Source organism: Microbacterium sp. BH-3-3-3, assembly GCF_007679045.1.
Classification (GTDB): domain Bacteria; phylum Actinomycetota; class Actinomycetes; order Actinomycetales; family Microbacteriaceae; genus Microbacterium; species Microbacterium algihabitans.
The window spans coordinates 394,337-417,554 of sequence record NZ_VEFS01000001.1 but is presented as its reverse complement, the minus strand read 5'-3'; the positions used below and the strand labels follow the sequence as shown (position 1 = coordinate 417,554).

22 protein-coding genes and 1 pseudogene are annotated in these 23,218 nt (G+C 71.5%); 11 read left to right on the top strand and 12 right to left on the bottom strand.

Features of this window, described 5'->3' with window-relative positions:
• The first annotated feature begins 88 nt into the window (after positions 1 to 88).
• Both FS769_RS02050 and FS769_RS02045 read left to right on the top strand, forming a co-directional pair.
• Positions 89 to 1,429 carry a hemolysin family protein gene (locus tag FS769_RS02050; RefSeq protein ID WP_144828742.1) on the top strand — a complete coding sequence of 447 codons (1,341 nt, stop codon included), beginning with the start codon at positions 89 to 91 and terminating at the stop codon, positions 1,427 to 1,429.
• On the top strand, positions 1,429 to 2,484 hold the full coding sequence (locus tag FS769_RS02045; protein WP_144828739.1) for a hemolysin family protein: 1,056 nt from the start codon (positions 1,429 to 1,431) through the stop codon (positions 2,482 to 2,484). Before FS769_RS02050 ends, FS769_RS02045 begins: the two co-directional genes overlap by 1 nt.
• Before the next feature lie 74 nt (positions 2,485 to 2,558).
• On the opposite strand, the gene FS769_RS02040 is transcribed toward FS769_RS02045, so the two are convergent.
• On the bottom strand, positions 2,559 to 3,617 hold the full coding sequence (locus FS769_RS02040; protein ID WP_144828736.1) for an NADH:flavin oxidoreductase/NADH oxidase: 1,059 nt from the start codon (positions 3,615 to 3,617) through the stop codon (positions 2,559 to 2,561).
• Positions 3,618 to 3,646: 29 nt separating this feature from the next.
• Here FS769_RS02040 and FS769_RS02035 point away from each other — a divergent pair, with 29 nt between their 5' ends.
• The 3 genes from FS769_RS02035 to FS769_RS02025 all read left to right on the top strand — a co-directional run bounded on the left by FS769_RS02035 (position 3,647) and on the right by FS769_RS02025 (position 6,341).
• Positions 3,647 to 4,501, top strand: coding sequence for an ADP/ATP-dependent (S)-NAD(P)H-hydrate dehydratase (locus FS769_RS02035; protein ID WP_144828732.1), 855 nt, complete (start codon positions 3,647 to 3,649; stop codon positions 4,499 to 4,501).
• Between the two features lie 79 nt (positions 4,502 to 4,580).
• Entirely contained in the window at positions 4,581 to 5,888 is a 1,308-nt protein-coding gene (locus FS769_RS02030) for a glycosyltransferase family 87 protein (RefSeq protein WP_144828728.1), read from the top strand.
• Positions 5,889 to 6,014: 126 nt separating this feature from the next.
• Positions 6,015 to 6,341 carry a thiamine-binding protein gene (locus FS769_RS02025; RefSeq protein ID WP_144828725.1) on the top strand — a complete coding sequence of 109 codons (327 nt, stop codon included), beginning with the start codon at positions 6,015 to 6,017 and terminating at the stop codon, positions 6,339 to 6,341.
• Between the two features lie 39 nt (positions 6,342 to 6,380).
• Here FS769_RS02025 and FS769_RS02020 read toward each other — a convergent pair whose 3' ends face one another.
• Positions 6,381 to 6,923, bottom strand: coding sequence for a hypothetical protein (locus FS769_RS02020; protein ID WP_186325392.1), 543 nt, complete (start codon positions 6,921 to 6,923; stop codon positions 6,381 to 6,383).
• Between the two features lie 48 nt (positions 6,924 to 6,971).
• Here FS769_RS02020 and FS769_RS02015 point away from each other — a divergent pair, with 48 nt between their 5' ends.
• Positions 6,972 to 8,219, top strand: coding sequence for an MFS transporter (locus FS769_RS02015; protein ID WP_144831761.1), 1,248 nt, complete (start codon positions 6,972 to 6,974; stop codon positions 8,217 to 8,219).
• A 33-nt stretch (positions 8,220 to 8,252) separates the two neighbouring features.
• On the opposite strand, the gene FS769_RS02010 is transcribed toward FS769_RS02015, so the two are convergent.
• Positions 8,253 to 9,458, bottom strand: a complete 1,206-nt coding sequence (locus tag FS769_RS02010; protein ID WP_144828720.1) for a homoserine O-acetyltransferase — start codon at positions 9,456 to 9,458, stop codon at positions 8,253 to 8,255.
• A 116-nt stretch (positions 9,459 to 9,574) separates the two neighbouring features.
• On the opposite strand from FS769_RS02010, the gene FS769_RS02005 reads away from it, so the two are divergent.
• Complete coding sequence (locus tag FS769_RS02005; RefSeq protein ID WP_144782242.1) at positions 9,575 to 10,273, top strand: SDR family NAD(P)-dependent oxidoreductase; 699 nt, start codon at positions 9,575 to 9,577, stop codon at positions 10,271 to 10,273.
• 168 nt (positions 10,274 to 10,441) lie between these two features.
• On the opposite strand, the gene FS769_RS02000 is transcribed toward FS769_RS02005, so the two are convergent.
• A complete protein-coding gene (locus FS769_RS02000) occupies positions 10,442 to 11,764 on the bottom strand; it encodes a bifunctional o-acetylhomoserine/o-acetylserine sulfhydrylase (protein WP_144828717.1) in 1,323 nt (440 codons plus the stop codon).
• 156 nt (positions 11,765 to 11,920) lie between these two features.
• Between FS769_RS02000 and FS769_RS01995 the strand changes: the two genes are divergently transcribed.
• A complete protein-coding gene (locus FS769_RS01995) occupies positions 11,921 to 12,691 on the top strand; it encodes an SDR family oxidoreductase (protein ID WP_186325391.1) in 771 nt (256 codons plus the stop codon).
• A 33-nt stretch (positions 12,692 to 12,724) separates the two neighbouring features.
• Here the strand turns inward: FS769_RS01995 and FS769_RS01990 are convergent, their stop codons facing one another.
• A complete protein-coding gene (locus FS769_RS01990; RefSeq protein WP_186325390.1) occupies positions 12,725 to 14,221 on the bottom strand; it encodes an MFS transporter in 1,497 nt (498 codons plus the stop codon).
• A gap of 77 nt (positions 14,222 to 14,298) precedes the next feature.
• Between FS769_RS01990 and FS769_RS01985 the strand changes: the two genes are divergently transcribed.
• From FS769_RS01985 to FS769_RS01975, 3 genes are all read left to right on the top strand, one after another.
• Positions 14,299 to 14,784: a phosphoribosyltransferase gene (locus FS769_RS01985; protein ID WP_144828714.1), complete on the top strand. Its 486-nt coding sequence runs from the start codon at positions 14,299 to 14,301 to the stop codon at positions 14,782 to 14,784.
• Complete coding sequence (locus FS769_RS01980; RefSeq protein WP_144828711.1) at positions 14,781 to 15,467, top strand: uracil-DNA glycosylase; 687 nt, start codon at positions 14,781 to 14,783, stop codon at positions 15,465 to 15,467. Before FS769_RS01985 ends, FS769_RS01980 begins: the two co-directional genes overlap by 4 nt.
• Positions 15,468 to 15,608: 141 nt before the next feature.
• Positions 15,609 to 16,223, top strand: a complete 615-nt coding sequence (locus tag FS769_RS01975; RefSeq protein WP_144828708.1) for a GNAT family N-acetyltransferase — start codon at positions 15,609 to 15,611, stop codon at positions 16,221 to 16,223.
• Positions 16,224 to 16,420: 197 nt separating this feature from the next.
• On the opposite strand, the gene FS769_RS01970 is transcribed toward FS769_RS01975, so the two are convergent.
• The 7 genes and pseudogenes from FS769_RS01970 to FS769_RS01940 all read right to left on the bottom strand — a co-directional run bounded on the left by FS769_RS01970 (position 16,421) and on the right by FS769_RS01940 (position 23,098).
• Positions 16,421 to 16,759, bottom strand: coding sequence for a protealysin inhibitor emfourin (locus tag FS769_RS01970; protein WP_144828705.1), 339 nt, complete (start codon positions 16,757 to 16,759; stop codon positions 16,421 to 16,423).
• Complete coding sequence (locus FS769_RS01965) at positions 16,746 to 17,804, bottom strand: M4 family metallopeptidase (RefSeq protein ID WP_144828702.1); 1,059 nt, start codon at positions 17,802 to 17,804, stop codon at positions 16,746 to 16,748. The genes FS769_RS01970 and FS769_RS01965 overlap by 14 nt, the downstream gene beginning before the upstream one ends.
• Before the next feature lie 189 nt (positions 17,805 to 17,993).
• Positions 17,994 to 18,785, bottom strand: coding sequence for an ABC transporter ATP-binding protein (locus FS769_RS01960; protein WP_186325389.1), 792 nt, complete (start codon positions 18,783 to 18,785; stop codon positions 17,994 to 17,996).
• Positions 18,786 to 19,000: 215 nt separating this feature from the next.
• Positions 19,001 to 19,777, bottom strand: a pseudogene (locus FS769_RS01955) (ATP-binding cassette domain-containing protein); the annotation flags it as partial.
• Entirely contained in the window at positions 19,774 to 20,643 is an 870-nt protein-coding gene (locus tag FS769_RS01950; RefSeq protein ID WP_144828696.1) for an ABC transporter permease, read from the bottom strand. The gene FS769_RS01950 and the pseudogene FS769_RS01955, both read right to left, overlap by 4 nt.
• On the bottom strand, positions 20,640 to 21,590 hold the full coding sequence (locus FS769_RS01945) for an ABC transporter permease (protein WP_144828693.1): 951 nt from the start codon (positions 21,588 to 21,590) through the stop codon (positions 20,640 to 20,642). The genes FS769_RS01950 and FS769_RS01945 overlap by 4 nt, the downstream gene beginning before the upstream one ends.
• On the bottom strand, positions 21,587 to 23,098 hold the full coding sequence (locus FS769_RS01940; protein WP_144828690.1) for an ABC transporter substrate-binding protein: 1,512 nt from the start codon (positions 23,096 to 23,098) through the stop codon (positions 21,587 to 21,589). Before FS769_RS01940 ends, FS769_RS01945 begins: the two co-directional genes overlap by 4 nt.
• Positions 23,099 to 23,218: the final 120 nt, after the last annotated feature.

The window sequence follows — 23,218 nt, the reverse complement described above, 5'->3', positions numbered from 1 at the left end:
TCGACGTCACGATGGACGACCCTCCCAGTTGTAGACCCAGGCCCCACAGACCCTCTTCCGCCGCACGCTCGAGCGGGGGTGATGCCTGATGGATTACGTCATGCTGGGCGTGGGGCTTCTGCTCACCGTGGGTACCGGTCTGTTCGTCGCGAGCGAGTTCGCGCTCGTCAACCTCGACCGCGCCGACCTCGAATCCCGCCGCGCCGCGGGCGAGACCCGCCTGTCGCTCACGATCGATGCACTGCGCATCACCTCGACGCACCTGTCGAGCGCGCAGTTGGGCATCACGCTGACGACGCTGCTCACCGGTTACACGATGGAGCCGGCGATCTCGAACCTGCTGCGCCCGCTGTTCCAGGGGTGGGGCGTGCCCGAGACGGTCCTGATTCCCCTCGCGGCGATCATCGGCGTCGGCTTCGCCACGGTGCTGTCGATGATCCTCGGCGAGCTCGTGCCCAAGAACTTCGCCCTGGCCATCCCGCGCCAGACCGGCAAGCTCGTGCTGCCCTTCCAGGTGGCCTTCACCGCGGTGTTCAAGCCCGCGATCCTCGTGCTCAACGGCAGCGCCAACGGCGTGCTGCGCGCGATGGGCGTCGAGCCGAAGGAGGAGCTCTCGGGCGCCCGCTCGGCCGAAGAACTGTCGAGCCTCGTCAAGCGCTCGGCGAGCGCCGGCATGCTCGAGAAGGACACCGCCTCGCTCCTCGACCGCAGCCTCACCTTCGCCCGCCTCAGCGCGGCCGACGTCATGACCCCGCGCCCGAGCGTGCACGCGCTCGCCGCGGGCGACCCCGCCGACGACGTGGTGCAGCTCGCCCGTCGCACCGGCCACAGCCGCTTCCCCGTGTACGGCGAGTCGATGGACGACATCATCGGCGTGGTGCACCTCAAGGCCGCGATCGGCGTGCCCCGCGAGCGTCGCGGCGACGTGCCCGTGGCGGCGCTGTCGACCGAGCCGCTGCGCGTGCCCGAGACGGTGCACCTCGACACCCTCGTGTCGGAGCTGCGCTCGCGCGGCTACCAGATGGCGATCGTCGTCGACGAGTACGGCGGAACCGCCGGCGTCGTGACGCTCGAAGACCTGGTCGAGGAGATCGTGGGCGAGGTGCTCGACGAGCACGACCGCTCGCGCGCGGGTGTCGTGCACTCCGCGGCATCCGTCACCTTCCCGGGCGACCTGCGACCCGATGAGGCCCTCGACCGCGCCGGCGTGCGCGTGCCCGAGGGCGAGGTCTACGACACCGTCGGAGGATTCATCATGGCCGCGCTCGAGCGCATCCCCGCCGTCGGCGACACCGTCGACCTCGACGACGGGGTGCTCGCCGTGCAGCGCATGGACGGTCGCCGCGTCGACCGCGTGCAGTTCACGCCCACCCCCCACGAGCAGGACGTCGACGACCTCGTGCGTGCCGCGAAGGGAGGGGACCAGTGATGAACGACTGGGCCGGAATCGCGTGGCTCGTGGTGCTGCTCGCCTTCAACGCGTTCTTCGTCGCCGCGGAGTTCGCGGTCATCTCGGCACGCCGCTCGCAGATCGAGCCGCACGCCGACCGGGGATCGCGTGCCGCCAAGACCGCGCTGTACGCCATGGAGCACGCGACGATGATGCTGGCGACCTGCCAGCTCGGCATCACGATCTGCTCGCTGCTGATCCTGAACGTCTCGGAACCGGCGATCCACCACCTGCTCGAGGGGCCCCTGGGGCTCACGGGTCTGCCGGAGGCCGCCGTCGGCGTCATCGGCTTCGTCGTCGCACTGCTGCTGGTGTCGTACCTGCACGTGGTGTTCGGCGAGATGGTGCCGAAGAACCTCGCGTTCTCGCTGCCCGATCGTGCGGTGCTCATGCTCGCCCCGCCGCTGGTGGCGGTGTCGAAGGCGTTCCACCCGATCATCGTCGCGCTGAACTGGACGGCCAACCACGTGCTGCGCCTGTTCCGCGTCGAGCCCAAGGACGAGGCCGCCTCGACCTACACGCTCGATGAGGTCGCGACGATCGTGACGCAGTCGCGTCGCGAGGGCGTGCTCGACGACGCGTCGGGCACGGTCACCGCGGTGGTGGAGTTCACCGAGAAGAAGGCCGCCGACATCGCGGTGCCGATGGCCGAGCTCGTGACCCTTCCCGAGACGACCACGCCCGCCGAGATCGAGCGCGCGGTCGCGCAGCACGGCTACTCGCGCTACGTGATCGTCGACGGCGCCGGCAACCCCACGGGGTACGTGCACCTGAAGGACGTGCTGCGCGCGGCGGAGGGGGCGGATGCCGACATGGCGCGCCCCATCCCGAACAAGCGCGTGCATCACATGGTGTCGGTGCTCGAGACGACCGATCTCGAAGACGCGCTCGCGCTCATGCGTCGCTCGGGTCGCCACCTCGCCCAGGTCCGCGACGACGAGGGTGATGTGCGGGCCGTGCTCTTCCTCGAGGACGTCATCGAAGAGCTCGTGGGCGAGGTGCAGGACGCCACGGAGCGTCGCCGCTTCGTCTGACCCCGGTTCGAGACACCGGATGCCGCGGCCCCTGGGGCTCGCGGCATCCGGTGTCTTCGTGTGGGGGGCCGGCCTCAGTACGCGCGGACGTACTGCGCGGGGGCGGGGTTCGGTGCCCCCAGGGCCGCCGCGGCGCGCAGCGCGTAGTGCGGGTCGCGCAGCCACTCGCGGGCCGAGAGGATCGCGTCGGCGCGGCCGTCGGCGAGGATCTGCTCGCCGAAGGTCGGGTCGTCGATCATGCCGACCGCGGCGACGAGCAGGCCCGTCTCGCGGCGGACGGTCTCGGCGTAGTCGACCTGGTAGCCGGGCCCGGGGACGATGTGCTGGTGGGGCACGAGTCCGCCGCTGGAGACGTCCATCAGGTCGGCGCCCGCGTCGGCGACGAGACGTGAGGCCGCGACGGTGTCGTCGACGCTCCATCCGCCCTCGGCCGCGTCGGTGGCCGAGAAGCGCACGAACACCGCCGCGTCGGGGGCGGCGGCCCGCACGGCCTCGGTCACGCGCACGAGCAGTCGCACGCGGTTCTCGAACGAGCCGCCCCACTCGTCGTCGCGGTGGTTGGTCAGGGGCGAGAGGAACTGGTGCAGCAGGTAGCCGTGGGCGGCGTGCACCTCGAGCACCTCGAAGCCCGCGGCAACGGCGCGACGGGCCGCATCGGCGAAGTCGTCGACGACCTTCTCGATGCCGCGCGCGTCGAGGGCGACCGGCTCGGCGAACGCGTCGTAGGCGATCGCCGAGGGGGCGACGGTGCTCCAGCCGCCGTCGTCGATGGACACGGTGCCGCGCCCGCCCGTGAGGGGAGAGGTGGTCGAAGCCTTGCGGCCCGCGTGGCCCAGCTGCACCCCGGCCACGGCACCGCGCGCGCGGATGGCCGCCACGATCGACGACCAGGCGTCGGCCTGCGCGTCGGTCCACAGGCCCGTGTCGTCGGGCGAGATGCGGCCCTCGGGCGACACCGCCGTCGCCTCGGCGATGACGAGGCCGGCCCCGCCGGCAGCGAACTGCGCGAGGTGCACGTGGTGCCAGTCGTTCGGCATTCCGTCGACGGCGCTGTACTGGCACATGGGCGAGACCCACAGGCGGTTGCGCAGTTCGATACCGCGGATCGTAAGAGGAGTGAAGAGGGCGCTCATGGGGAACCTCCGCGTTCTAGGGTGACGCCATGACGGCGATGGAGTTCAGCGGGCGCGATGCCGCCCGGGCACTGCGGAGGCCAACCGCGCACGACGACAAGTATTCCCGCGGAGTGGTGGGCCTGCGCACCGGATCGGCCCGCTATCCGGGTGCCGCGGTGCTCGGCGTCGAGGCCGCGTGGCGCACCGGCACGGGCATGGTCCGCTACCTGGGGCCGCAGCGCGCGCAGGATCTCGTGCTGCAGCGACGGCCCGAGACCGTGACAGCCGACGGGCGCGTGCAGGCGTGGGTGATCGGATCGGGGACGGATGCCGCCGAGCGCGACGCGGCCGAGACGGCGGCCCTGCGCGGCATCCTGAACGGCGATCTGCCGGTCGTGGTCGACGCCGGTGCGCTCGATCTGGTGCCGGCTGCGAGCGCACCCGTGATCGTGACGCCGCACGCCCGCGAGCTCACCCGGCTGCGCGAGGCCCTCGGGCTCGCCTCCGTCGAGATCGGCGACGACGACGAGCGGGAGGAGGCGGCCCTCGAGACGGCGGCCGCGTTCGGCGGGGTCGTGCTGCTGAAGGGCGCGGTCACGATCGTCGCCGCGGCCGGGCGCAGTCGACGGGTGACTGCGGGCACACCGTGGCTGGCGACCGCCGGCACGGGCGACGTGCTCGGCGGGGTGCTCGGCGCGGTGGTCGCCGGCGCCGTCGCCGACCGGCGCGACGGCCTCGACGATCTGGCCCGGTGCGCGGCGGCCGCGGCCTGGCTGCACGGAGCCGCTGGGACGCGGGCCTCGAAGGACAGCGGAGCCGACGGGGGACCCCTCACCGCGCTCGACGTCGCCGAGGCGCTGCCGCGGGTCGTGGCATCCGTGCTCTCCGACGACCGCGACTGAAGGTCCTGCCGACGGTCCCACCGGCCGGGCCGAGGGGGCTCGTCGGGGGCCGGGGGAGCCGCCCGCTTAGGATGAAGCAGTGTTGAGGCGTGTCGTTCCCCTGTTGATCGCGTTCGTCGCCGTACACGTCGTGGTGGGGATCCTGGGCTACCAGCAGCCCAACGAGCCGATGGGCGACGTGTACCTGGTGTACGAACCGTGGTCGCGCTGCGCCCTGTTCGGCGGCATCGACGTGACCTCGTGCACCCGCAGCGACACCTGGCAGTGGCCCGGGATCACCGAGAAGTGGATCTACCCGCAGCTCGCGTTTTTGCCGATGACCTTCGCGTGGATCTTCGCCTGGTTCACCGGGTACACCCCCGCATGGGCGATCACCGTGTCGCTGTTCAACCTCGTCGCCTTCGTCATCCTCGTGGGCAAGGGTCGCTCGACCGGCCGCGTGCTCGCCGCATGGTTCTGGCTCGCCGCGATCCTGCTGGTCGGCCCCGTCGGCCTCTACCGCATCGACGGCATCACCGTGCCGTTCGCGATCCTCGGCGGCATCTGGATGCTGCGGCGCCCGTTCCTCGCCTCCGTGCTGCTCTCGGTCGCGGTGTGGATGAAGGTGTGGCCCGCCGCGATCCTCGCCGCCGGCCTCGTCGCCATCCGCCGACGCCTCGCTCTCGTCTACGGCGCGGTCGCGGTCTCGCTCGTGACGATCGTCGCCGTGGTGGCCCTGGGCGGCGCCCCCTACGTGTTCGGCTTCGTGGGCGATCAGACCACCCGCGGCATCCAGATGGAAGCGCCCGTCGGGGCGGTCTACATGTTCCTCGCGGCCTTCTACGTGCCGGGCAACGAGGTGTACTACGACGGCGACGTGCTGACCTTCCAGGTGACGGGGCCCGGAGCCGAGCCGCTGATCGCCGCGATGACGCCGATCATGCTGCTCGTCATGGCGGGGGTCGCCGTGGTCGGCGTGCTGAAGATGCGTCGCGGCGCGACCTTCCTCAGCCTCTTCCCGCCGCTCTCGCTCGCCCTGGTGACGGCGTTCATCGCCCTCAACAAGGTCGGCTCGCCCCAGTACTACGTGTGGCTGTTCGCCCCCGTCGTGCTCGGCCTCATGATCGACCGGCGACGCTGGTACGGCTTCGCCGCGATGACCCTCGTGATCGCCGCGCTCACCCAGTGGATGTACCCGCTCATGTACGACGGGCTCATGGCCCAGCACCCGAACCCCTTCCCGGTGTTCGTGCTCGAGGCGCGCAACGTGCTCGGCCTCGTGCTGCTGGTGTGGGCCATCGTGCGGGTCGTGCGCGTGCCGGTGGGGCGCGTCCGCCCGCCCGCGGGGCTGCGCGAGATCGTCACGGGTCGCCGGCCCCTGCCGACGCGCGTGCCCGCGGGGCGCTGACGCCCGTCGTCCCGCGGGTCGCCGGCGCGCGCTCCTGCGACGCGTTGACGCCGTCCCGCCCCGCCGGTACGGCGGCGCCACGCTGAGCCCGTTCCGCCCGCGGGCACGTCGCCGTAGGCTCGCACCATGCTCATCGCCTTCTCCGTCGCCCCCTCGGGCGTCGGCACCCTCGCCGCCGAGAACCCCGACGCCTCGGTTCACGACGCCGTCGCCGCGGCGGTCGCCGTGGTGCGCGCGTCGGGACTGCCGCACCGCACGACCTCGATGTTCACCGAGGTCGAGGGGGAGTGGGACGAGGTGTTCGCCGTCGTGAAGGCGGCGACGGATGCCGTGATGCCCTACGGATCGCGCGTGTCGCTCGTGCTCAAGGCCGACATCCGTCCCGGTCGCACCGGCGAGATCGACGGCAAGATCGAGCGCCTCGAAGACGCGCTGGAGCGTCGCGAGGACTGAACCCCGCGGACGCCCGTTCGGCGTGGCAGGGCCCCTGCCTCAGTCGCGCGGCGGGTCGTTCCAGATGCGTTTCGTGATCGCTGTCACGTCGGCGTCGATGCGGGCCATGTCGCCCCGGAGCCGACCCTCGACGCCGTCGATCTTCGCTTTGAGCCCGGCTTCGACGCTGTCGATCTTCGCGTTGAGTCTGCTCTCCACACCGTCGATCTTGTGGTTCAGGACGGCTTCGACGGTGTCGATCTTCATGCCCAGTTCGTTGCACCTCGCGTCGATCTTGACGTCGAGCCGATCGGTGTTCGCGGTGATGACCTGGGTGAGCGTGGTCGTGATGAGCCTGGTCGTGAAGGTCATTCCCCCGAGGATGGCCGCTGCGAACGTGCCGATGAGGACCCAGGACTGCGGTTCGGTCATGATCGGTGCCCTTCTCGTCTGCGGTGGAGACCAGCGTGACAGTCGGATGCGTCGCCCAGACGGCCCAGAAGCCGCATCGGGGGAAAGTTCACCCGATCTGCCGTCGGGGGAGGAGCCGTCGCGGGCCGCCACACCCGGGTCCCGAAACGATTCGACCCGTGCCGTCGTCACGACTAGCATCGCCTGGTGACCTCTTCGACGACCTCGAGAGGTGCGGCGATGCGGGCGCTCCTTTCTCTTGCCATCGGCAGCTTCGGCATCGGCATGACCGAATTCGTGGTGATGGGCCTGCTGCCCAACATCGGCCGCGATCTGCTGCCCACCGCCTACGCGGCGTCGCCCGACGACGCCATCGCGCAGGCCGGGTGGCTCATCTCCCTCTACGCGCTCGGCGTGGTGGTCGGCGCCCCCACCATCGCGGGCTCGGTCGCGCGCTTCCCTCGCCACCGCGTGATGATCGTGCTGGCGGCAGCGCTGGCGTTCTTCACCCTGCTGACCGTGATCGCCCCGACGTTCGAGCTGGTCGCGGCATCCCGCTTCCTCGCCGGACTCCCGCACGGGGCGTACTTCGGCATCGGCGCCCTCGTCGCCGCCGACGTGCTCGGCCCCGGCAACCGCGCCAAGGGAGTGGCCTTCGTGCTCACGGGCCTCACGATCGCGAACGTCGTGGGCGTGCCGCTGGGCACCCTGCTCGGCCAGCAGGTCGGATGGCGCGCCGCCTTCGCCGTCGTCGCGGGCATCTTCGCCCTCGCGACGGTGTGCATCGCGTTCTTCGTGCCGAAGCACCCCGGAACCCCCGGACGACGCCTGCGCGACGAGATGCGGGTGTTCCGCATCGGGCAGGTCTGGTTCGCCCTCGGCATCGGCGCGGTCGGCTTCGGCGGGTTCTTCGCCATGTACAGCTACATCGCGCCCATGATCACCGACGTCGCCGGCCAGCCCGAGTGGGCGGTGTCGGTCGTGCTCGTCATCGTCGGGATCGGCATGACCATCGGCAACATCGTCGGAGGCGCGCTCGCCGACAAAGACCTGCGGTTCTGGCTCTTCGTCGGGCTGATCGCCCTGGGCGTGGCATCCGTCGGTCTCGCCCTGACGGCCGGCTGGATCGTGAGCCTCGTGCTGTTCGCCTTCCTCGTGGCGTTCTGCGGCTCAGCGCTCAGCCCGTCGATCCAGACGCGACTCATGGACGTCGCCGAAGACAACCAGTCGATCGCCGCGGCCCTCAACCACTCGGCGCTGAACATCGGCAACAGCCTCGGCGCGTTCCTCGGCGGTCTCGCGATCGCCGCGGGCCTCGGGCTCGTGGCCCCCGCGTGGGTCGGCGCCGTGCTCGCGATCGGCGGACTCGCCGTGGCGTTCGTCGCCTACCGGGTCGAGGACCGCAGCGGCCGGCACCCCGCGCACCGGATACCGGCGGCCGAGGCCGCGCAGACCGCCATCACCGGCTCGATCCCGACGCAGCGCTGACGCGGGCGGTCGAGGCGGCGGCATCCGGAATCGTCAGCTCGCGAAGAGGCGGCGGAGGTGCGTCGCCACCGCGGCGGTCTCGATGAGGAAGCCGTCGTGGCCGAAGTCGCTCGAGAGCACGACCGCCGCGTCGCCGTCGAGGGTGTTGCGGATGCCGCGGGCGATGCGGTGCTGGCCGTCGATGGGGAACAGGCGGTCGCTGTCGATCCCGAGCACCAGCGTGGTCGCGGTGACGCGGCCGAGTGCGTCGTCGACGCCGTCGCGATCACGGCCGACGTCGTGCGAGTTCATCGCCTCGACGAGGGTCAGGTAGCTGTTCGCGTCGAAGCGGCGGGTGAACTTGTTGCCGTGGAAGTCGAGGTACGACTCGACCGCGAAGCGTCCGCCGCGGCCCAGCGGGCTGACCCCCGACTGCCACGAGCGCTGGAAGCGCGAGTTGAGCTCGGTGGGACTGCGGTAGTTGAGCAGCGCCATGCGGCGCGCGAGCGCGAGACCGCGGTGCGGGCCGTCGCCGTCGCCCGCGTCGTAGTACTCGCCGCCGGCGAAGCGGGGGTCCATGCGCACGGTGTCCATCTGAACGGAGTTCAGCGCGATCTGGTCGGCCGTCGTGATCGGCGGGGCGGAGAGGATCGCGGCGCGCTCGACGCGGTCGGGGTGACCGACCGCCCACTCGATCGCGTGCATGCCGCCCATCGATCCGCCGACGACGGCGTGCCAGCTGCCGATGCCGAGCTGATCGGCCAGCAGCGCCTGCGCCGACACCTGGTCGCGGATGGTCAGGTAGGGGAAGCGGGAGGCCCACTCGTACCCGTCGGGGGCGATGCTCGCAGGACCGGTCGAGCCCTGGCATCCGCCCAGCATGTTCGGGGCGACCACGAAGAAGCGGGCGGTGTCGATCGCGGCCCCCGGGCCCACGAGGTCGCTCCACCAGCCGGCGGTGGCGTGTCCGGGTCCGGCCGCTCCGCGCACGTGGCTGTCGCCGGTGAGGGCGTGCAGGATCAACACGGCATTGTCGCGCGCGGGCGAAAGCTCACCCCAGGTCTCATAGGCGAGACGGATGCCGGGGAGCGTGCCCCCCGTCTCGGTGCGGAATTCGCCGAACGAGGCGAAGCGGCGGTCGCCGACGGGGTCGCCGTCGCGCCAGGCTCCGGTCGCGGGGGGCCGGCCGAGGAGGGAGCGGGCGTCCGCCTCCGTCACCGGGGCCGAGGGCACCGTGTCTTCGGAGATCTGCCAGTCCATGGCATCCATTCTCTCCGGTGTCGGAGGGGTCGACCGGACTGTTACGGTCGCTCACCACGGCGACGGGGGTTGTCAAGAACCCGTTCTCTCCCGGGTGCGGTCGTCATGATCCCGGCATGGCGAACTTCCTTCTCATCGCGGCCTCGAGCGACATCGGTCAGGCGACGGCGAAACGACTGCAGGGCGCGGGACACCGCGTCGTGACCACCGCGCGGGATTCCTCGCGGATCGAACCCGATTTCACCCTGGATGCCACCGACTTCGACGCCGTCGACCGGGTCGTCGGCGAGGCGGGCGAGCTCGACGGCATCGCGGTGTTCGCGGGCTCGATGCTGCTCAAGCCCGCGCACCTGACCTCTCGCGAGCAGTACGACGAGCTCATCGCGGCCTCGCTCACCACGGCGTTCGCCGCCGTCCGCGCCGCAGGATCCCACATGCGCGACGGGGGAGCGGTGGTGCTGGTGTCGTCGGCGGCGGCCCTCGCAGGTCTTCCGAACCACGACGGCATCGCTGCGGCGAAGGCCGGGGTGATCGGCCTCACCCTGTCGGCCGCCGCGAGCTACGCCGCGCACGGGCTGCGCGTGAACGCCGTGGCCCCGGGCCTCGTGCAGACGCGGTTGACCGAGAAGCTCACCGCGAGCGACATGTCGCGCAAGGTGTCGGAGGCCATGCACCCGCTCGGGCGCCTCGGCGAGCCCGACGACGTCGCGCGCGCAGTGGAGTTCCTCCTCGCACCCGAGAACGCGTGGATGACCGGCCAGGTGCTCGGCGTCGACGGGGGCTTGGGCAGCCTGCGGCCGCGCCAGAAGGTGTGACCGCCTCCGCGTGAGGGGTCGGTTTCTGTCGCCTCGCGCGCGGCTCGGCGACACATTCTGACCCCTCACGCACGTGGGCGCACGCGCGAACGCCCCGACCCGGCGGACCGGGGCGGGGCGTTCGCGCGTGTTCGGCCCGGGCGTGTGCTCGGCCCAGGCGCGGGAAACTCAGGCGCGGGCGGCCTCGGACAGGCGACGCGCGGCGGCGAGGGCCTGGTCGAGGTCGGCCTTGAGGTCGTCGATGTTCTCGAGCCCCACCGACAGGCGCACCAGGCCCGGGGTGACACCCGCGGTGAGCTGCTGCTCGGGCGTGAGCTGCGAGTGCGTGGTGGATGCCGGGTGGATGACCAGCGAGCGCACGTCGCCGATGTTGGCGAGGTGGCTGAACAGGCTCAGCGAGTTGACGAACTCGCGGCCCGCCTGGACGCCGCCCTTCAGCTCGAACGACAGCACCGCGCCGACGCCCTTGGGGGCGTAGTTGTTGGCCGCCGCGTACCAGGGCGAGGTCGGCAGGCCCGAGTAGTTCACGGTCGCGACGTCGGGGTGCGACTCGAGCCACTCCGCGATCTCCTGTGCGTTCTGCACGTGGCGCTCGACGCGCAGCGACAGCGTCTCGATGCCCTGGATCAGCTGCCACGCGCTCTGCGGCGAGATCGAGGCGCCGAGGTCGCGCAGCAGCTGCACGCGCGCCTTGATGATGTAGGCGAGGCCGTCGCCGACCGCCTGGGTGTAGACCGCGCCGTGGTACGAGGGGTCGGGGGTCGTGAGGCCGGGGAAGCGGTCGGAGTGCTCCGACCACGCGAAGGTGCCGCCGTCGACGATGACGCCGCCGATCGTGGTGCCATGCCCGCCGAGGAACTTGGTCGCCGAGTGGACGATGATGTCGGCGCCGTGCTCGAAGGGGCGGATGAGGTACGGGGTCGCGATCGTGTTGTCGACGATGAGCGGCACGCCGGCCTCGTGCGCGATGTCGGCGACCGAGCGGATGTCGAGCACGTTGATCTTGGGGTTGCCGATGGTCTCGGCGAAGAACAGCTTCGTGTTGGGGCGCACCGCCGCGCGCCACTCCTCGGGGTCGTCCTGGTTCTCGACGAAGGTCGTCTCGATGCCGAGCTTGGCGAGGGTGTACTTGAAGAGGTTGTAGGTACCGCCGTAGATCGAGCTCGACGAGACGATGTGGTCGCCCGCCTGGGCGATGTTGAGCACGGCGAAGGTCTCGGCCGCCTGGCCGCTGGCGACGAGGAGGGCGCCGGTGCCGCCCTCGAGGCCCGCGACGCGCTGCTCGACGACGTCTTGCGTGGGGTTCTGGATGCGCGTGTAGATGTTTCCGAACTCGGCCAGCGCGAACAGGTTCGCAGCGTGGTCGGCGTTGTCGAACACGTACGAGGTGGTCTGGTAGATCGGGGTGGCGCGGGCCTTGGTCACCGGGTCGGGCTGAGCGCCGGTGTGGATCTGCTTGGTCTCGAAACGCCAGTTCTCGGGTGCCGACATGACTGCTCCTCAGCTTCTGGAGGCCGGGCGGTCGCCGTGGCCTGTTGCGAGCGTAGGGATGACCTCCGACACCGACAAGCGCCCCGGACACAGGCCGTAACAGCGCTCCGCGCGACGCGGACGGCGGTGTCGGAGGAGGGCGCTAGCGTGGATGCCATGACGCGACGTGCAGTGGTGACCGGGGCCAGTTCGGGAATCGGAGAGGCGACCGCACGCCTGCTCCGCGAGCGCGGATGGGATGTCGTGGGCGTCGCCCGTCGGGCCGAGCGTCTCGACGCGCTCGAGGCCGAGACCGGCATCGTCGCGCACGCGGCCGACCTCACCGACGCCGACGCCGTCGCCGCCCTCGCGGCGTGGCTCGACCAGACGGGTGGCGTCGACGCCCTCGTGCACGTCGCCGGCGGCGCGCGGGGCAGCGACCGCATCGAAGACGGCGCGGCCGACGACTGGCGCTGGATGTTCGAGGCGAACGTGCTCTCGAGCCAGCGACTGACCGCCGCCCTCCTCCCGCAGCTGCGGCGCGCGGCCGACGACGAGGGCCACGCCGACCTGCTCTTCGTCACCTCGACGGCCGCGCAGACGGCGTACCCCGGCGGCGGCGGGTACAACGCCGCGAAGGCGGGGGAGGCGATGCTCGTGCACGCTCTGCGTCAGGAGCTCAACGGCGAACCCCTCCGCGTGATCGAGATCGCCCCGGGCATGGTGCGCACCGAGGAGTTCACGCTCAACCGCCTCGGCGGAGACAAGGACGCCGCCGACAAGCTCTACGAGGGCGTCGAGGCGCCGCTGTCGGCCCACGACGTGGCCGACGTGATCGCCTACGCGCTCGACGCGCCGGGCCACGTCAACCTCGACCTGGTCACGGTGCGTCCCGTCGCGCAGTCGGCGCAGCACCTGCTGGCGCGGGGTCCGTTGCAGACCCGCTGACCGCTCGGCGTTTCGGGGGCGGATGCCGCGGGCTCAGGCCACCTCGCCGCGGGCTGCGCTGGCCGCGACCTCGGCCTCGGCGGCATCCGCGAACGCCACCTTCGGCACGAAGAACAGCAGCACGGCCGCGACGAATCCGCCGGCACTGCAGATGACCCAGACGGTCAGATAACCGGCGAGGGGCGCAGCCGTACCGACCGCCGCTCCCGCGGCCCCGGCGAGCACGACGCCGAAGATCGCCGACGACATCGAACCGCCGATCGTCTTCGTCGTGTTGGTCAGGGCCGAGGCCACGCCGGTCTGCCCGCGCGGGGCCGCGGCGGCGGCGGCCGCGGGCATGGCCGCCACCAGGGCGCCCGATCCGAGTCCGGCCACGATCAAGCAGGCCAGCGTCGGGATCAGGCCGGTGTGCAGGGGCAGCAGGAGCCCGTACCCGATGCCGACGAGGGCCGCGGCGCCGATGAGCGTGAGGCGCGGGCTCGCCCGGCGGGAGGTCACGGCGAACAGCACCGCGCCGACGATCAGCGAGAGCAGGTACACGCCGATCACGTTCGAGCGGTCGGTGGCATCGAGACCCAGGCCGTAGCCGAGGGCGGGGTCGGTGCCCATGTAGGTCGCGAGCGGTCCCTGGGCGCCCAGCAGGCTGATGCCCACGAGGAACGCGGTGGCCTGCACGGGCCACATCTCCGGGCGGCGCAGCACGCGGATGTCGATCGCCGGATCGGGCTGACGCAGCTCGAACCGCACGAACCATGCGCCCAGCGCCACGCCCGCCACCAGCAGCGCGATGATCGCGACCGGTCCGGGACCGGCGGGGAGCCGGACGAACGACAGGGCCCCGGTGACGCACAGCAGGGCCGCGGCGAGGATGACGAACCCGCGCAGGTCCAGACGGCGCTCACCGCCGGCGCGCTCGGACTCGGGGACGCCCAGCCAGATGACCACCGCGATCGCGCTGACCACGATCGCGGGGACGGCGAGGGCGAGCTTCAGATCGCCGCCGGTCGCCGTGAACAGACGGCCCGCGGCGAGGGCGCCGATGATCGCGCCCGCGTGCAGGCCGACCACGAGCAGGCCCGCCGCGCGACGCGTCTGCGACGACCCGCGACTCGCGCGCCGGCCGCGGTCGAAGATGAGCGCGATCTCGAGCGGCAGCCACACCACGTAGAAGCCCTGCAGCGCCCAGGCGAGCAGGAAGGTCGTGAACGAGTCGGCGAACACGAGCCACCAGCTGGCGGCGGCCGTCGCGATCGCCGCGAACAGCAGGATGCGCTTGTGCCCGAACATGTCGCCGAGCTTGGCCAGCACCGGCAGGACCAGGGCCGACAGCAGCAGCTGCGCCGCTTCGAACCAGTTGACGTCGGCATCGCGGATGCCGAGGTGTCCGACGATGTCGGGGAGCAGTGGCACGTAGTACCCCTGCAGGATTCCGCTGGCGAGCTCCACGAGCACGAACCACCCGATCAGACCCGCGGTCACGCCGAGCGCCGAGGTGCGCACGCGTCCGACCGCACTGGAGATGCGCGACATGGCGAGACCCTAGCACCGCGCCCGGGCCCCCTCGCGGAAAGACCTAGGGTGAGAACAGTCGATGAAAGGAGTCCGCCGTGACGGACGAACGCGAGCGCCTGAGCTGGGACGATTTCGGGGCCGCCACGCGCGAGATCTCGCGGGCGATCGTGGCCGACGGATTCCAGCCCGAGGTGGTCGTCGCCATCGCTCGCGGGGGACTCCTGCCCGGCGGCGCCATCGCGTACGGCTTGGGAGTGAAGAACTGCGGGGCGCTGAACGTCGAGTTCTACACGGGCGTGGGTACGGTGCTCGATGCCCCCGAGGTGCTGCCGCCCGCCCTCGACCTGTCGTACCTCGAGGGGCGGCGGGTGCTGCTCGTCGACGACGTCGCCGACAGCGGTCGCACGCTCGACCTCGCCGTGAAGCTGCTCGATCGCCACGGCGCCGAGGCCCGCTCGGCCGTCATCTACACCAAGCCCACGACCGTGGTCACCCCCGACTACGCGTGGAAGGACACCTCGCTGTGGATCGACTTCCCGTGGTCGCACCAGGGGTCGGTGAGCGAAGAGGACGCGGCGTGACGGCGCATTCGCTCAGCGAGCTGGCGGATGCCGGTCTGATCGACCGCTCGTGGGTGCAGCCCCTCGAACCCGTGGCCGCCGACATCTCCGCGCTCGGCGAGAGGCTGCGCTCGGACGGCGCGCCCTACCTTCCGGCGGGCGACCTCGTGCTGCGCGCCTTCCGCACGCCGCTCGACGCGGTGCGCGTGCTCATCGTCGGTCAGGACCCCTATCCCACGCCCGGGCACCCCATCGGCCTGTCGTTCGCGGTCGATCCGCACGTGCGTCCGCTGCCGCGCAGCCTGTCGAACATCTACCGCGAGCTCTCCGACGATCTCGGGATCGCCCCCGCCGCGCACGGCGACCTCTCGGCCTGGTCGGCGCAGGGGGTCATGCTGCTGAACCGTGTGCTCACGGTCGCGCCCGGCGCCCCGGCCTCGCACCGCGGCTGGGGCTGGGAGCGGGTGACCGAGCACGCGATCCGCTGCCTCGTCGCGCGCGACGCCCCGCTCGTGGCGGTGCTGTGGGGCAAGGACGCCCAGGGGCTCACGCCGCTGCTCGGTGACACCGCGATCGTGTCGTCTCCGCATCCCTCGCCGCTGTCGGCCAGTCGCGGCTTCTTCGGCTCCCGGCCGTTCTCGCGCGTCAACGCGCTGCTGGAGGAGCAGGGGGCGGATGCCGTCGACTGGCGCATCCCGGCGTGAGCGGGGCCGCGACGCTCTGATCGGAGCGACCGGATGCCGCGGGCGGCGACCGAGACGTCGGCCCGGGGTCCCGGCATCCGGCGTCGTCGACGCACGCGCGACGTCATACGCGTGAAACGGCGACGCCCGTAGAGTGGCGGGGTGCTGGAAGAGGAGTACGAGAAGAGCCGTCGCCGTCTGCCGGCGCACCTGCGCAAGACGCCCGCGCCCGAGCGTCCGTTCTCGTACGAGATCCGGCCGGCCACTCCCGCCGACATCCCCGACATCCGCGAGATCTACAACTACTACGTGCGCAACTCCGTGGTGACCTTCGACGAGAAGGCGTGGTCGATCGCGAAGTGGCGCGACAAGTACGCCACGCTCGACAAGCTCGGGCTGCCGTTCCTCGTTGCACAGTCGCCGAGTGGACAGATCCTCGGCTACGCCCTCGTGCAGCCGTGGCAGTCGAAGTCGGCGTACCGCTACACGGTCGAGAACTCGATCTACCTCGGTCAGGCGGCCGCGGGCAAGGGTCTCGGTCGCGCGCTGCTCGAGGCGCTGCTGGCGGCCTGCCAAGAGCTGGGCATCCGCGAGATGGTCGCCGCGATCAGCGACAAGGGCGCCGACGCCTCGATCGCGCTGCACGAGAAGCTCGGCTTCACCGAGGTCGGACGCATGGGACGCGTCGGCTTCAAGTTCGGGCGCTGGCTGGGCGTGGTGTACCTGCAGAAGAGCATCCCCTCGAAGAAGAAGCCCCGCCGGCGGCTGTTCGGCTGACGCGCTTCGCCGCCGCGTGCGAGGTGGCTGAGCCTGTCGAAGCCGCCGGTTGCCGCGTGCGAGGTGGCTGGGCCTGTCAAAGCCCCCGGTTGCCGCGTGCGAGGTGGCTGAGCCTGTCGAAGCCGCCGGTCGCCGAGCGGGTACCGGCCCCTTCGACACGCTCGGGGACCTCTGATGCGAGGTGGCTGAGCCGGCGGCTACCGGCGGACCGGCGTCGCGGGCGCGGCGCGGCGCACCTCGTCGACGAGCGCGCGCCACGGGCCCGCGACCTGGGTGTCGCCGAGGCGCACCTCGTGCACGGCCTTGTCGCCGTGGTGCACCTCGATGCGCCAGCTGTAGCGGTCGGCTCCGGGGGAGGGCTCGGCGGCTGCGTCCCACGGGCAACTCTCGACCAGCGCACGCCAGTGCGGGGCACCCTCGGGGTCGGGCTCGGCCCGCCACTGCTTCGTCAGGCCCGCGAGACCGCCCGAGCGCACGACGATGACGACGAAGCGCTCCGCGCTCTCGGTGTCGTCCTCGGTGTCAGGCTGCGGCATCCTCCTCGACGCCGACCCCGGCCCACGCGGCGCGGACGGCGGCGACCTCCTCCGACTCCTCACCGTACTCGCTGGCCGCGGCCGACAGGGTGGCGGTCGCGAACGCCGAGAAGTCGGCGGTGGGCGACAGGGTGCCGGCGGTGATCGTGCGGTACCAGATGAGACCGGCGCGCTCCCACGCGAACCCGCCGAGCGCGGTCGCGGCGAGGTAGAAGGCCTTGTTCGGGATGCCGGAGTTGATGTGCACCCCGCCGTTGTCATCGCTCGTCTCGACGTAGTCGCGCATGTGCGCCGGCTGCGGGTCTGTGCCGAGCACGTCGTCGTCGTAGGCAGTGCCCGGCGCCTTCATCGAGCGGAGGGCCTCGCCCTGCACGGCGGCGGCGAAGATGCCCTCGCCGATGAGCCACGACGCCTCGTCGGCGCTCTGGCGGAGGTGGTGCTGTTCGGCGAGGGCACCGAACACGTCGGACAGTGACTCGTTGAGCGCGCCCGACTGCCCCTGGTACTCGAGCCCGCCGGAGGCCTCGGTGACGCCGTGAGCGAGCTCGTGCGCGATCACGCTGAGCGACCGGGTGAACCCGACGAACACGTCGCCGTCGCCATCGCCGAAGACCATGCGCTCGCCGTTCCAGAACGCGTTGTCGTAGTCGTCGCCGAAGTGCACGGTGGCCAGCAGCGACCCGCCGGCGGCGTCGATGCCGTCGCGGGCGAAGGCCTCCCAGAAGAAGTCGTAGGTCTCGCCGAGGCCGTCGTAGGCCTCGTCGACGGCGGCGTCGCCCGAGGGGGCGTCGTCTTCGCTGCGCACGCGACGGCCCGGCAGGTTCTCGGTGTTCGCCGCGTCGGAGATGATGCGATCGGGCGCCGGCCCGGTCTCGGCCACGAGGGTGTCGCCCTCGATCGAGAGTCGCAGGCGGGATCGTGTCGGACGCGTCGGCCGCGGCACGGCGAGGGTCTTGCGCGCCGCTTCCGCGGCCCGGGCCATGCGCGGGTCGTCGGTGGAGGCGAGTCGGTCGAGCAGGAACGGGGGGACGATACCGGGGGTCATGCGCCGAGGGTAGCGCCGACCTCCGACATCGCGGGATCCCTTGATCGGCGCGTGCGCGACCGTGCCGAACGGCCGATCCGCCGGCATCCGTCACCAGAACAGGAGATGCGACGAGAACAGGGCGATCCGCGCCGGAACGGCCTGTTCCGGTGACACTCTCCTGTTCTCGTGACCGCCGGCGGGCGAGTGTCAGGCCGGCAGTGTCGGAATCGACGCCAGCAGCTGCCGCGTGTACGCCGCCTGCGGCTGCAGCAGCACCTTCTCGGTCGGTCCCTGCTCGACGATGCGGCCGTCTTTCATCACGACGACCTGGTCGCAGACGTTCTGCACCACGCCGATGTCGTGCGAGACGAGCACGAGGGTCAGCTGCTCCTCGGTCCGCAGCCGCGCCAGCAGGCGCAGGATCTGCGCGCGCACCGTGACGTCGAGGGCCGAGAGCGGCTCGTCGCCGACGAGGATGCGCGGACGATGCACGATCGCGCGCGCGAGGGCGATGCGCTGGCGCTGACCGCCCGAGAACTCGTGCGGGAAGCGCGTGGCCATGTCGGCCTCGAGGCCCACCTGCTCGAGCACTTCGCGCACGCGGGCGCGGCGGTCGCCCTCGATGCCGAGCGCCCACAGCGGTTCGCCGACGATGCGCTCGACGTTCATGCGCGGGTCGAGCGAGGCGTACGGGTCTTGGAACACGATGCCGGTCGTACGGCGGAGCCAGTGCAGCGAGCGCGCCGATCCGCGCGCGTCGACGGGGCGTCCCTCGACCTCGATGGTGCCCGCGGTGGGCACGTCGAGTCCGAGCAGCAGGCGCACGAGCGTCGACTTGCCCGAGCCCGATTCGCCGATGATCCCGACGGCGGAGCCTTCCCGCACCGAGACGTCGACGTCGCTCAGCCCGACGGTGCGCTCGGGGCGGCCGAATCCTCTGCCGCGCGGCGCGGGGTAGGTGCGCGAGAGTCCCCGCGCGCGGATCAGCGTCTCGCTCACGGCGTGTCCTCCTCGTCCGGCCCGGTCTCGGGCGGCCGCCGGCCAGCATCCCGCGCGTCGGCCGGACCCGCCGGGGTCGCGTCGGGCCGACCGGCGCCTGCATCCGGCGCGGAGCCCTGTGCCGCGGCATCCGGGGTCGATTCCGGATGCCGTTCGCCCGAGCCCTGCGCCGGCTGGGGCGTCGCGGCCTCCGGGATCGCGGTGGGAGTTCCGGTCTCGGGATGCCACAGCGTCGCGGTCGCATCGCGCAGCAGAGCCTGCGTGACGGGCGACGACGGCGCGCGCAGCAGTTCTTCGACGGCGCCCTGTTCGACGACGCGGCCGTGCTCGAGCACGACGGCATGCGTGGCCACCTGCGCGAGCACCGCGAGATCGTGCGTGATGAACACCAGCGACATGCCGGCGTCGTGCACGAGGGAGCGCAGCAGCGAGAGGATCCCGGCTTGGATCGTGACGTCGAGGGCGGTGGTCGGCTCGTCGGCGATGAGCAGGCGCGGGCGGCACGCGAGGGCCATCGCGATCGCGACGCGCTGGCGCTGGCCGCCGGAAAGCTGGTGCGGGTAGCGCGAGACGAGGTGTTCGGGGTCGGGGAGGGCCACGCGCTCGGCCTCGACGACCGCGCGGGCGAGGGCCTCGCGCTTCGACACCTTCTCGTGGATCCGCACCGACTCGCCGATCTGGCGACCCACCGTGCGGATGGGGTTGAGGGCCGTGCGGGGCTCCTGGAAGACGATGCCGATGTCGTCGCCACGCAGGCGCGCGAGCTCGCGGTCGGGGAGTCCGAGGATCTCGCGGTCGTTCCACCGCACGCTGCCGGAGGCCACGGCCCCGTCGGGCAGCAACCCGAGGATGGCGAGGGCCGTCAGCGACTTGCCCGAGCCCGATTCGCCGATGAGCCCCACGCGTGCGCCGTCGGGCACCGCGAACGAGATGCCGTCGACGACGGCCCGGCCGCCGATCTCGATGCGCAGGTCGGTCACCTCGAGGCTCATGCGACCACCCCCGGAACATGCGTCCGTGCCGACGGCGCGCGCTCGGCGAGCGTCGGGTCGGCCGCCTCGCGCAGGGCGTCGCCCAGCAGGTTGAGTCCGAGCACGGTCAGGGTGATCGCCAGCCCCGGCCACACCACCGTGAGCGGGTGCACGGCGATGTAGGGCTGCAGGCTGTTCAGCAGCACGCCCCACGACGGCTGCGTGACGGGGGCGCCGAACCCGAGGTACGACAGTCCCGCCTCGGCGAGCACGGCCACGGCCATGCCCCACGACAGCTGCACGATGAACACGGGCGCGACGTTGGGCAGCAGGTGCCGCGTGAGGTTCTGCCAGGTCGAGAGCCCGCTGGCCCGCCCGGCGAGCACGAAGTCGCTGTGCAGTACGCGGCGCAGCTCGGGCCGGGTGACGCGGGCGACGTTGACGCCGAACCCGATGCCCACCGACCAGATGACCACGAACAGCGACCCGCCCCACACGGCCGAGATCATCATCGCGATGATCAGCACCGGGAAGGCGATGAGGATGTCGACGAGCACCGAGACGCTCTCGCGCACCCACCGGGTCGTGAGGGCGCCGAGGGCGCCGAGGGCGATGCCGATGACGGATGCCACGACCCCCGCCCCGACCGCGACGACCACCGTCGTGCGGGCGCCGGCGAGCAGGAGGCTTGCGATGTCGCGGCCGCTGTCGTCGGTGCCCAGCACGTGGGGCCACGAGGGATCCGTCCACCGCGCGCGGGCGTCGACGGCGGCGGGGTCGAACGGCGTCCACACCAGCGAGACCGCGGCGGCGAGCAGCACGAGCAGCACGATGACGAGACCGAAGCGGCCGGTGCCCAGCCCCCAGAGGCGTTTCAGGGTGTTCACTCGGCCTCCCGCTGTCGAGGGTCGATCAGGCGATGCGCGAGGTCGACCACGAAGCCCACGATGAGCACGAAGCCGGTCACCGCGAGAAGCTCGCCCTGCACCTTGGGCAGGTCGCGCGAGGCGACGTCGGTGACGAGCATGCGGCCCACGCCCGGGAGCGTGAAGAGCTGCTCGATGACGACGGCTCCCACGATGATCCCGGCGATCTGCAGCCCCAGCACCGTGATGACCGAGAGGCCCACGTTGGGCAGACCGTGGCTGAGCAGCGCGCGCGTGCGGGTCAGGCCTTTGGCGGCGGCGGTGCGCACATAGTCCTGGCCGATCGCCTGCAGGGTCGCGCTGCGCACGAACCGCAGCAGCATGGCCCCCTCGATCACGCCGATCGTCAGCGCGGGCAGCACGAGCGCGCGGAATGCGGCGGCGGGGTCGTTCCAGCCGGCGCGCGGGAAACCCTGGGGTGGCAACCACCCGAGCCCCACGGCGAACACCACCACGAGCATGAGTCCCGCCCACACCACCGGCACCGCCGCGAGCGCCTGCGCGGCGACGCTGAGCGCTGCCCCCGCCGCACGCCGGCGCCCGAGGGCGGAGAGCACACCGAACGGAATGCCGATCAGCAGCGCGATCGTCAGCGACATGATCGACAGGGGCACGGTGACCCGTGCCTTGTCGATCAGCTCGGCGCTCACCGACGTCCCCGTGAGCAGAGAGGTGCCGAGGTCGCCGCGCAGCAGACCGCCGATCCAGTCGGCGTACTGCGTCCACAGGGGAGCGTCGAGTCCGAGGCTCGCGCGCAGGGCGGCGATCTGCTCGGGGGTGGCCTGCGTTCCGGCGATCACCTGCGCGACGTCGCCGGGGAGCACCCGCAGCGAGACGAAGATCAGCACGCTGGCCACGGCCAGGCCCAGAACGAGCAGGCCCAGCCGTGTCAGCGCGTAACGGATCACTCCGACGCGACCGTCACAGCCGACAGCGGCAGTCGCACGTTGAGGGAGTTCTTCGGGAAGTTCGCCACGTTCGTGCCGACCGCGGTGAGCGGCGTCGACAGGAACAGCCAGTCGGCGGCGTCGTCGTCGCTCACGATGCGCGCGGCCTCGGCGAGCAGGTCGGACGACTGCTGCTCGTCGGTGGTCGCCAGCGCCTGGGCGTAGAGACCCTGCACCTCGGCGTTGTCGTAGCCGAAGTAGTACGAGGGGTTCGCCCAGTTGCCGAAGTCGCGGGCCTCGACGTGGCGCACGAAGCTGAGGTCGTAGTCCTTGTTCTGGTAGACGTCCTGCAGCCAGGCCGAGAAGTCGACCTGCTTGACCTGCAGGGTGACGCCCACGTCGGCGAACGACGACACGAGGAAGGTCGAGATCGCGCCGGGGTAGACGTTGGGGATCGTCAGCGTGAGGTTGAGGTTCTCGGCGCCGGCCTGCGCGAGCAGCTCGCGTGCGCGGTCGGGGTTGTACGAGATGCTGCCCGAGAGGTCTTCGTACCCGGGGTCGAGCGGCGGGATCGGGCCCGACAGGGTCTCGCCCGACCCGAGCGTCTGGATCAGCGCGTCGTGGTCGATCGCCAGGCGCAGCGCCTCGCGCACGCGCTGATCGTTGAGCGGGGCCTTGGCGTTGTTGAACGCGAGCGTGCCCTTGTCGGTGGTGAGGCCGGAATCGATCGTGAAGTTGTTCGTCCCGTCGATCTGTCCGCGCAGCTCGGGGTCGACCTCGAGCTGGACGTCGAGATCGCCGGCGACGGCGGCGTTGACGGCGGCGTTGCGGTCGGGGATGTAATCGAGCACGACCTCGGCCACTCCGGCCTTGGCGCCCCAGTAGCCGTCGTAGCGCGCGAGCGTCACGCTCTGGCCGACGTTGCGGGACTCCACGCGGAAGGGGCCCGTGCCGTTGGCCGAGGTCTGGAAGTTGGTCGTGTCGCCGTTCTTGAAGATGAGCCCCGCACGGCCCGTGAGGGCGAACAGGAAGTCGATGTTCGGCTGCGCGAGGGTGACCACGACGGTCGAGGCATCGGGGGAGGAGATGGATGCCACGTTCGCCAGGTCGGCGCTGTTCTGGATCGTCGCGTCGTCCTTCGTCGTCTGCAGCGACGTGACGACGTCGTCGGCGGTCAGCGCGCTGCCGTCGTGGAAGGTCACGCCCTCGCGCAGGGTGAAGGTGTAGGTGAGGCCGTCGGGCGAGATCGTCCACGCGGTCGACAGGGCGGGGACGATCGCGTTGTTCTCGTCGCCGTTGCGGGTGACCAGACCCTGGTAGACGTTGTCGATGAGCGCCTGCTCGAGAGAGGCGCCGCTGGTGTGGCGGATGTCGAGGTTGGTCGGCTCGAGGCTCAGCCCCACCGTGAGGGTGCCGTTCGGGTCGGCTTCACCCGTCGGAGCGGGGGAGGTGTCGGTGCCGGTGCACGAGGTGAGCAGGAGAGCTCCGATCAGGAGCGCGCTCGTGGCGAGGGCGGTGCGGCGCAGCATTGCGGGGTGTCCTTTCGCAGGCCGAAGGCATCCGAGTGCTGTGGATGCCGTGCAGGGGTGGCAACAGCCTACTTTCACCCGCATTCCCTCGCCGTCGTCTGTGACGGTGCGCGACGGCAT

Bases quoted from the DNA above. Each gene is read 5' to 3' on its own strand.
- FS769_RS02005 (WP_144782242.1), top strand. From the start codon at position 9,575: ATGGCGAACTTCCTTCTCATCGCGGCCTCGAGCGACATCGGTCAGGCG.
- FS769_RS01990 (WP_186325390.1), bottom strand. From the start codon at position 14,221: ATGTCGCGCATCTCCAGTGCGGTCGGACGCGTGCGCACCTCGGCGCTC.
- FS769_RS02025 (WP_144828725.1), top strand. From the start codon at position 6,015: ATGCTCATCGCCTTCTCCGTCGCCCCCTCGGGCGTCGGCACCCTCGCC.
- FS769_RS02000 (WP_144828717.1), bottom strand. From the start codon at position 11,764: ATGTCGGCACCCGAGAACTGGCGTTTCGAGACCAAGCAGATCCACACC.
- FS769_RS01970 (WP_144828705.1), bottom strand. From the start codon at position 16,759: ATGCCGCAGCCTGACACCGAGGACGACACCGAGAGCGCGGAGCGCTTC.
- FS769_RS02040 (WP_144828736.1), bottom strand. From the start codon at position 3,617: ATGAGCGCCCTCTTCACTCCTCTTACGATCCGCGGTATCGAACTGCGC.
- FS769_RS02010 (WP_144828720.1), bottom strand. From the start codon at position 9,458: ATGGACTGGCAGATCTCCGAAGACACGGTGCCCTCGGCCCCGGTGACG.
- FS769_RS01940 (WP_144828690.1), bottom strand. From the start codon at position 23,098: ATGCTGCGCCGCACCGCCCTCGCCACGAGCGCGCTCCTGATCGGAGCT.
- FS769_RS01995 (WP_186325391.1), top strand. From the start codon at position 11,921: ATGACGCGACGTGCAGTGGTGACCGGGGCCAGTTCGGGAATCGGAGAG.
- FS769_RS02015 (WP_144831761.1), top strand. From the start codon at position 6,972: ATGCGGGCGCTCCTTTCTCTTGCCATCGGCAGCTTCGGCATCGGCATG.
- FS769_RS02045 (WP_144828739.1), top strand. From the start codon at position 1,429: ATGAACGACTGGGCCGGAATCGCGTGGCTCGTGGTGCTGCTCGCCTTC.
- FS769_RS02035 (WP_144828732.1), top strand. From the start codon at position 3,647: ATGACGGCGATGGAGTTCAGCGGGCGCGATGCCGCCCGGGCACTGCGG.
- FS769_RS01965 (WP_144828702.1), bottom strand. From the start codon at position 17,804: ATGACCCCCGGTATCGTCCCCCCGTTCCTGCTCGACCGACTCGCCTCC.
- FS769_RS02050 (WP_144828742.1), top strand. From the start codon at position 89: ATGGATTACGTCATGCTGGGCGTGGGGCTTCTGCTCACCGTGGGTACC.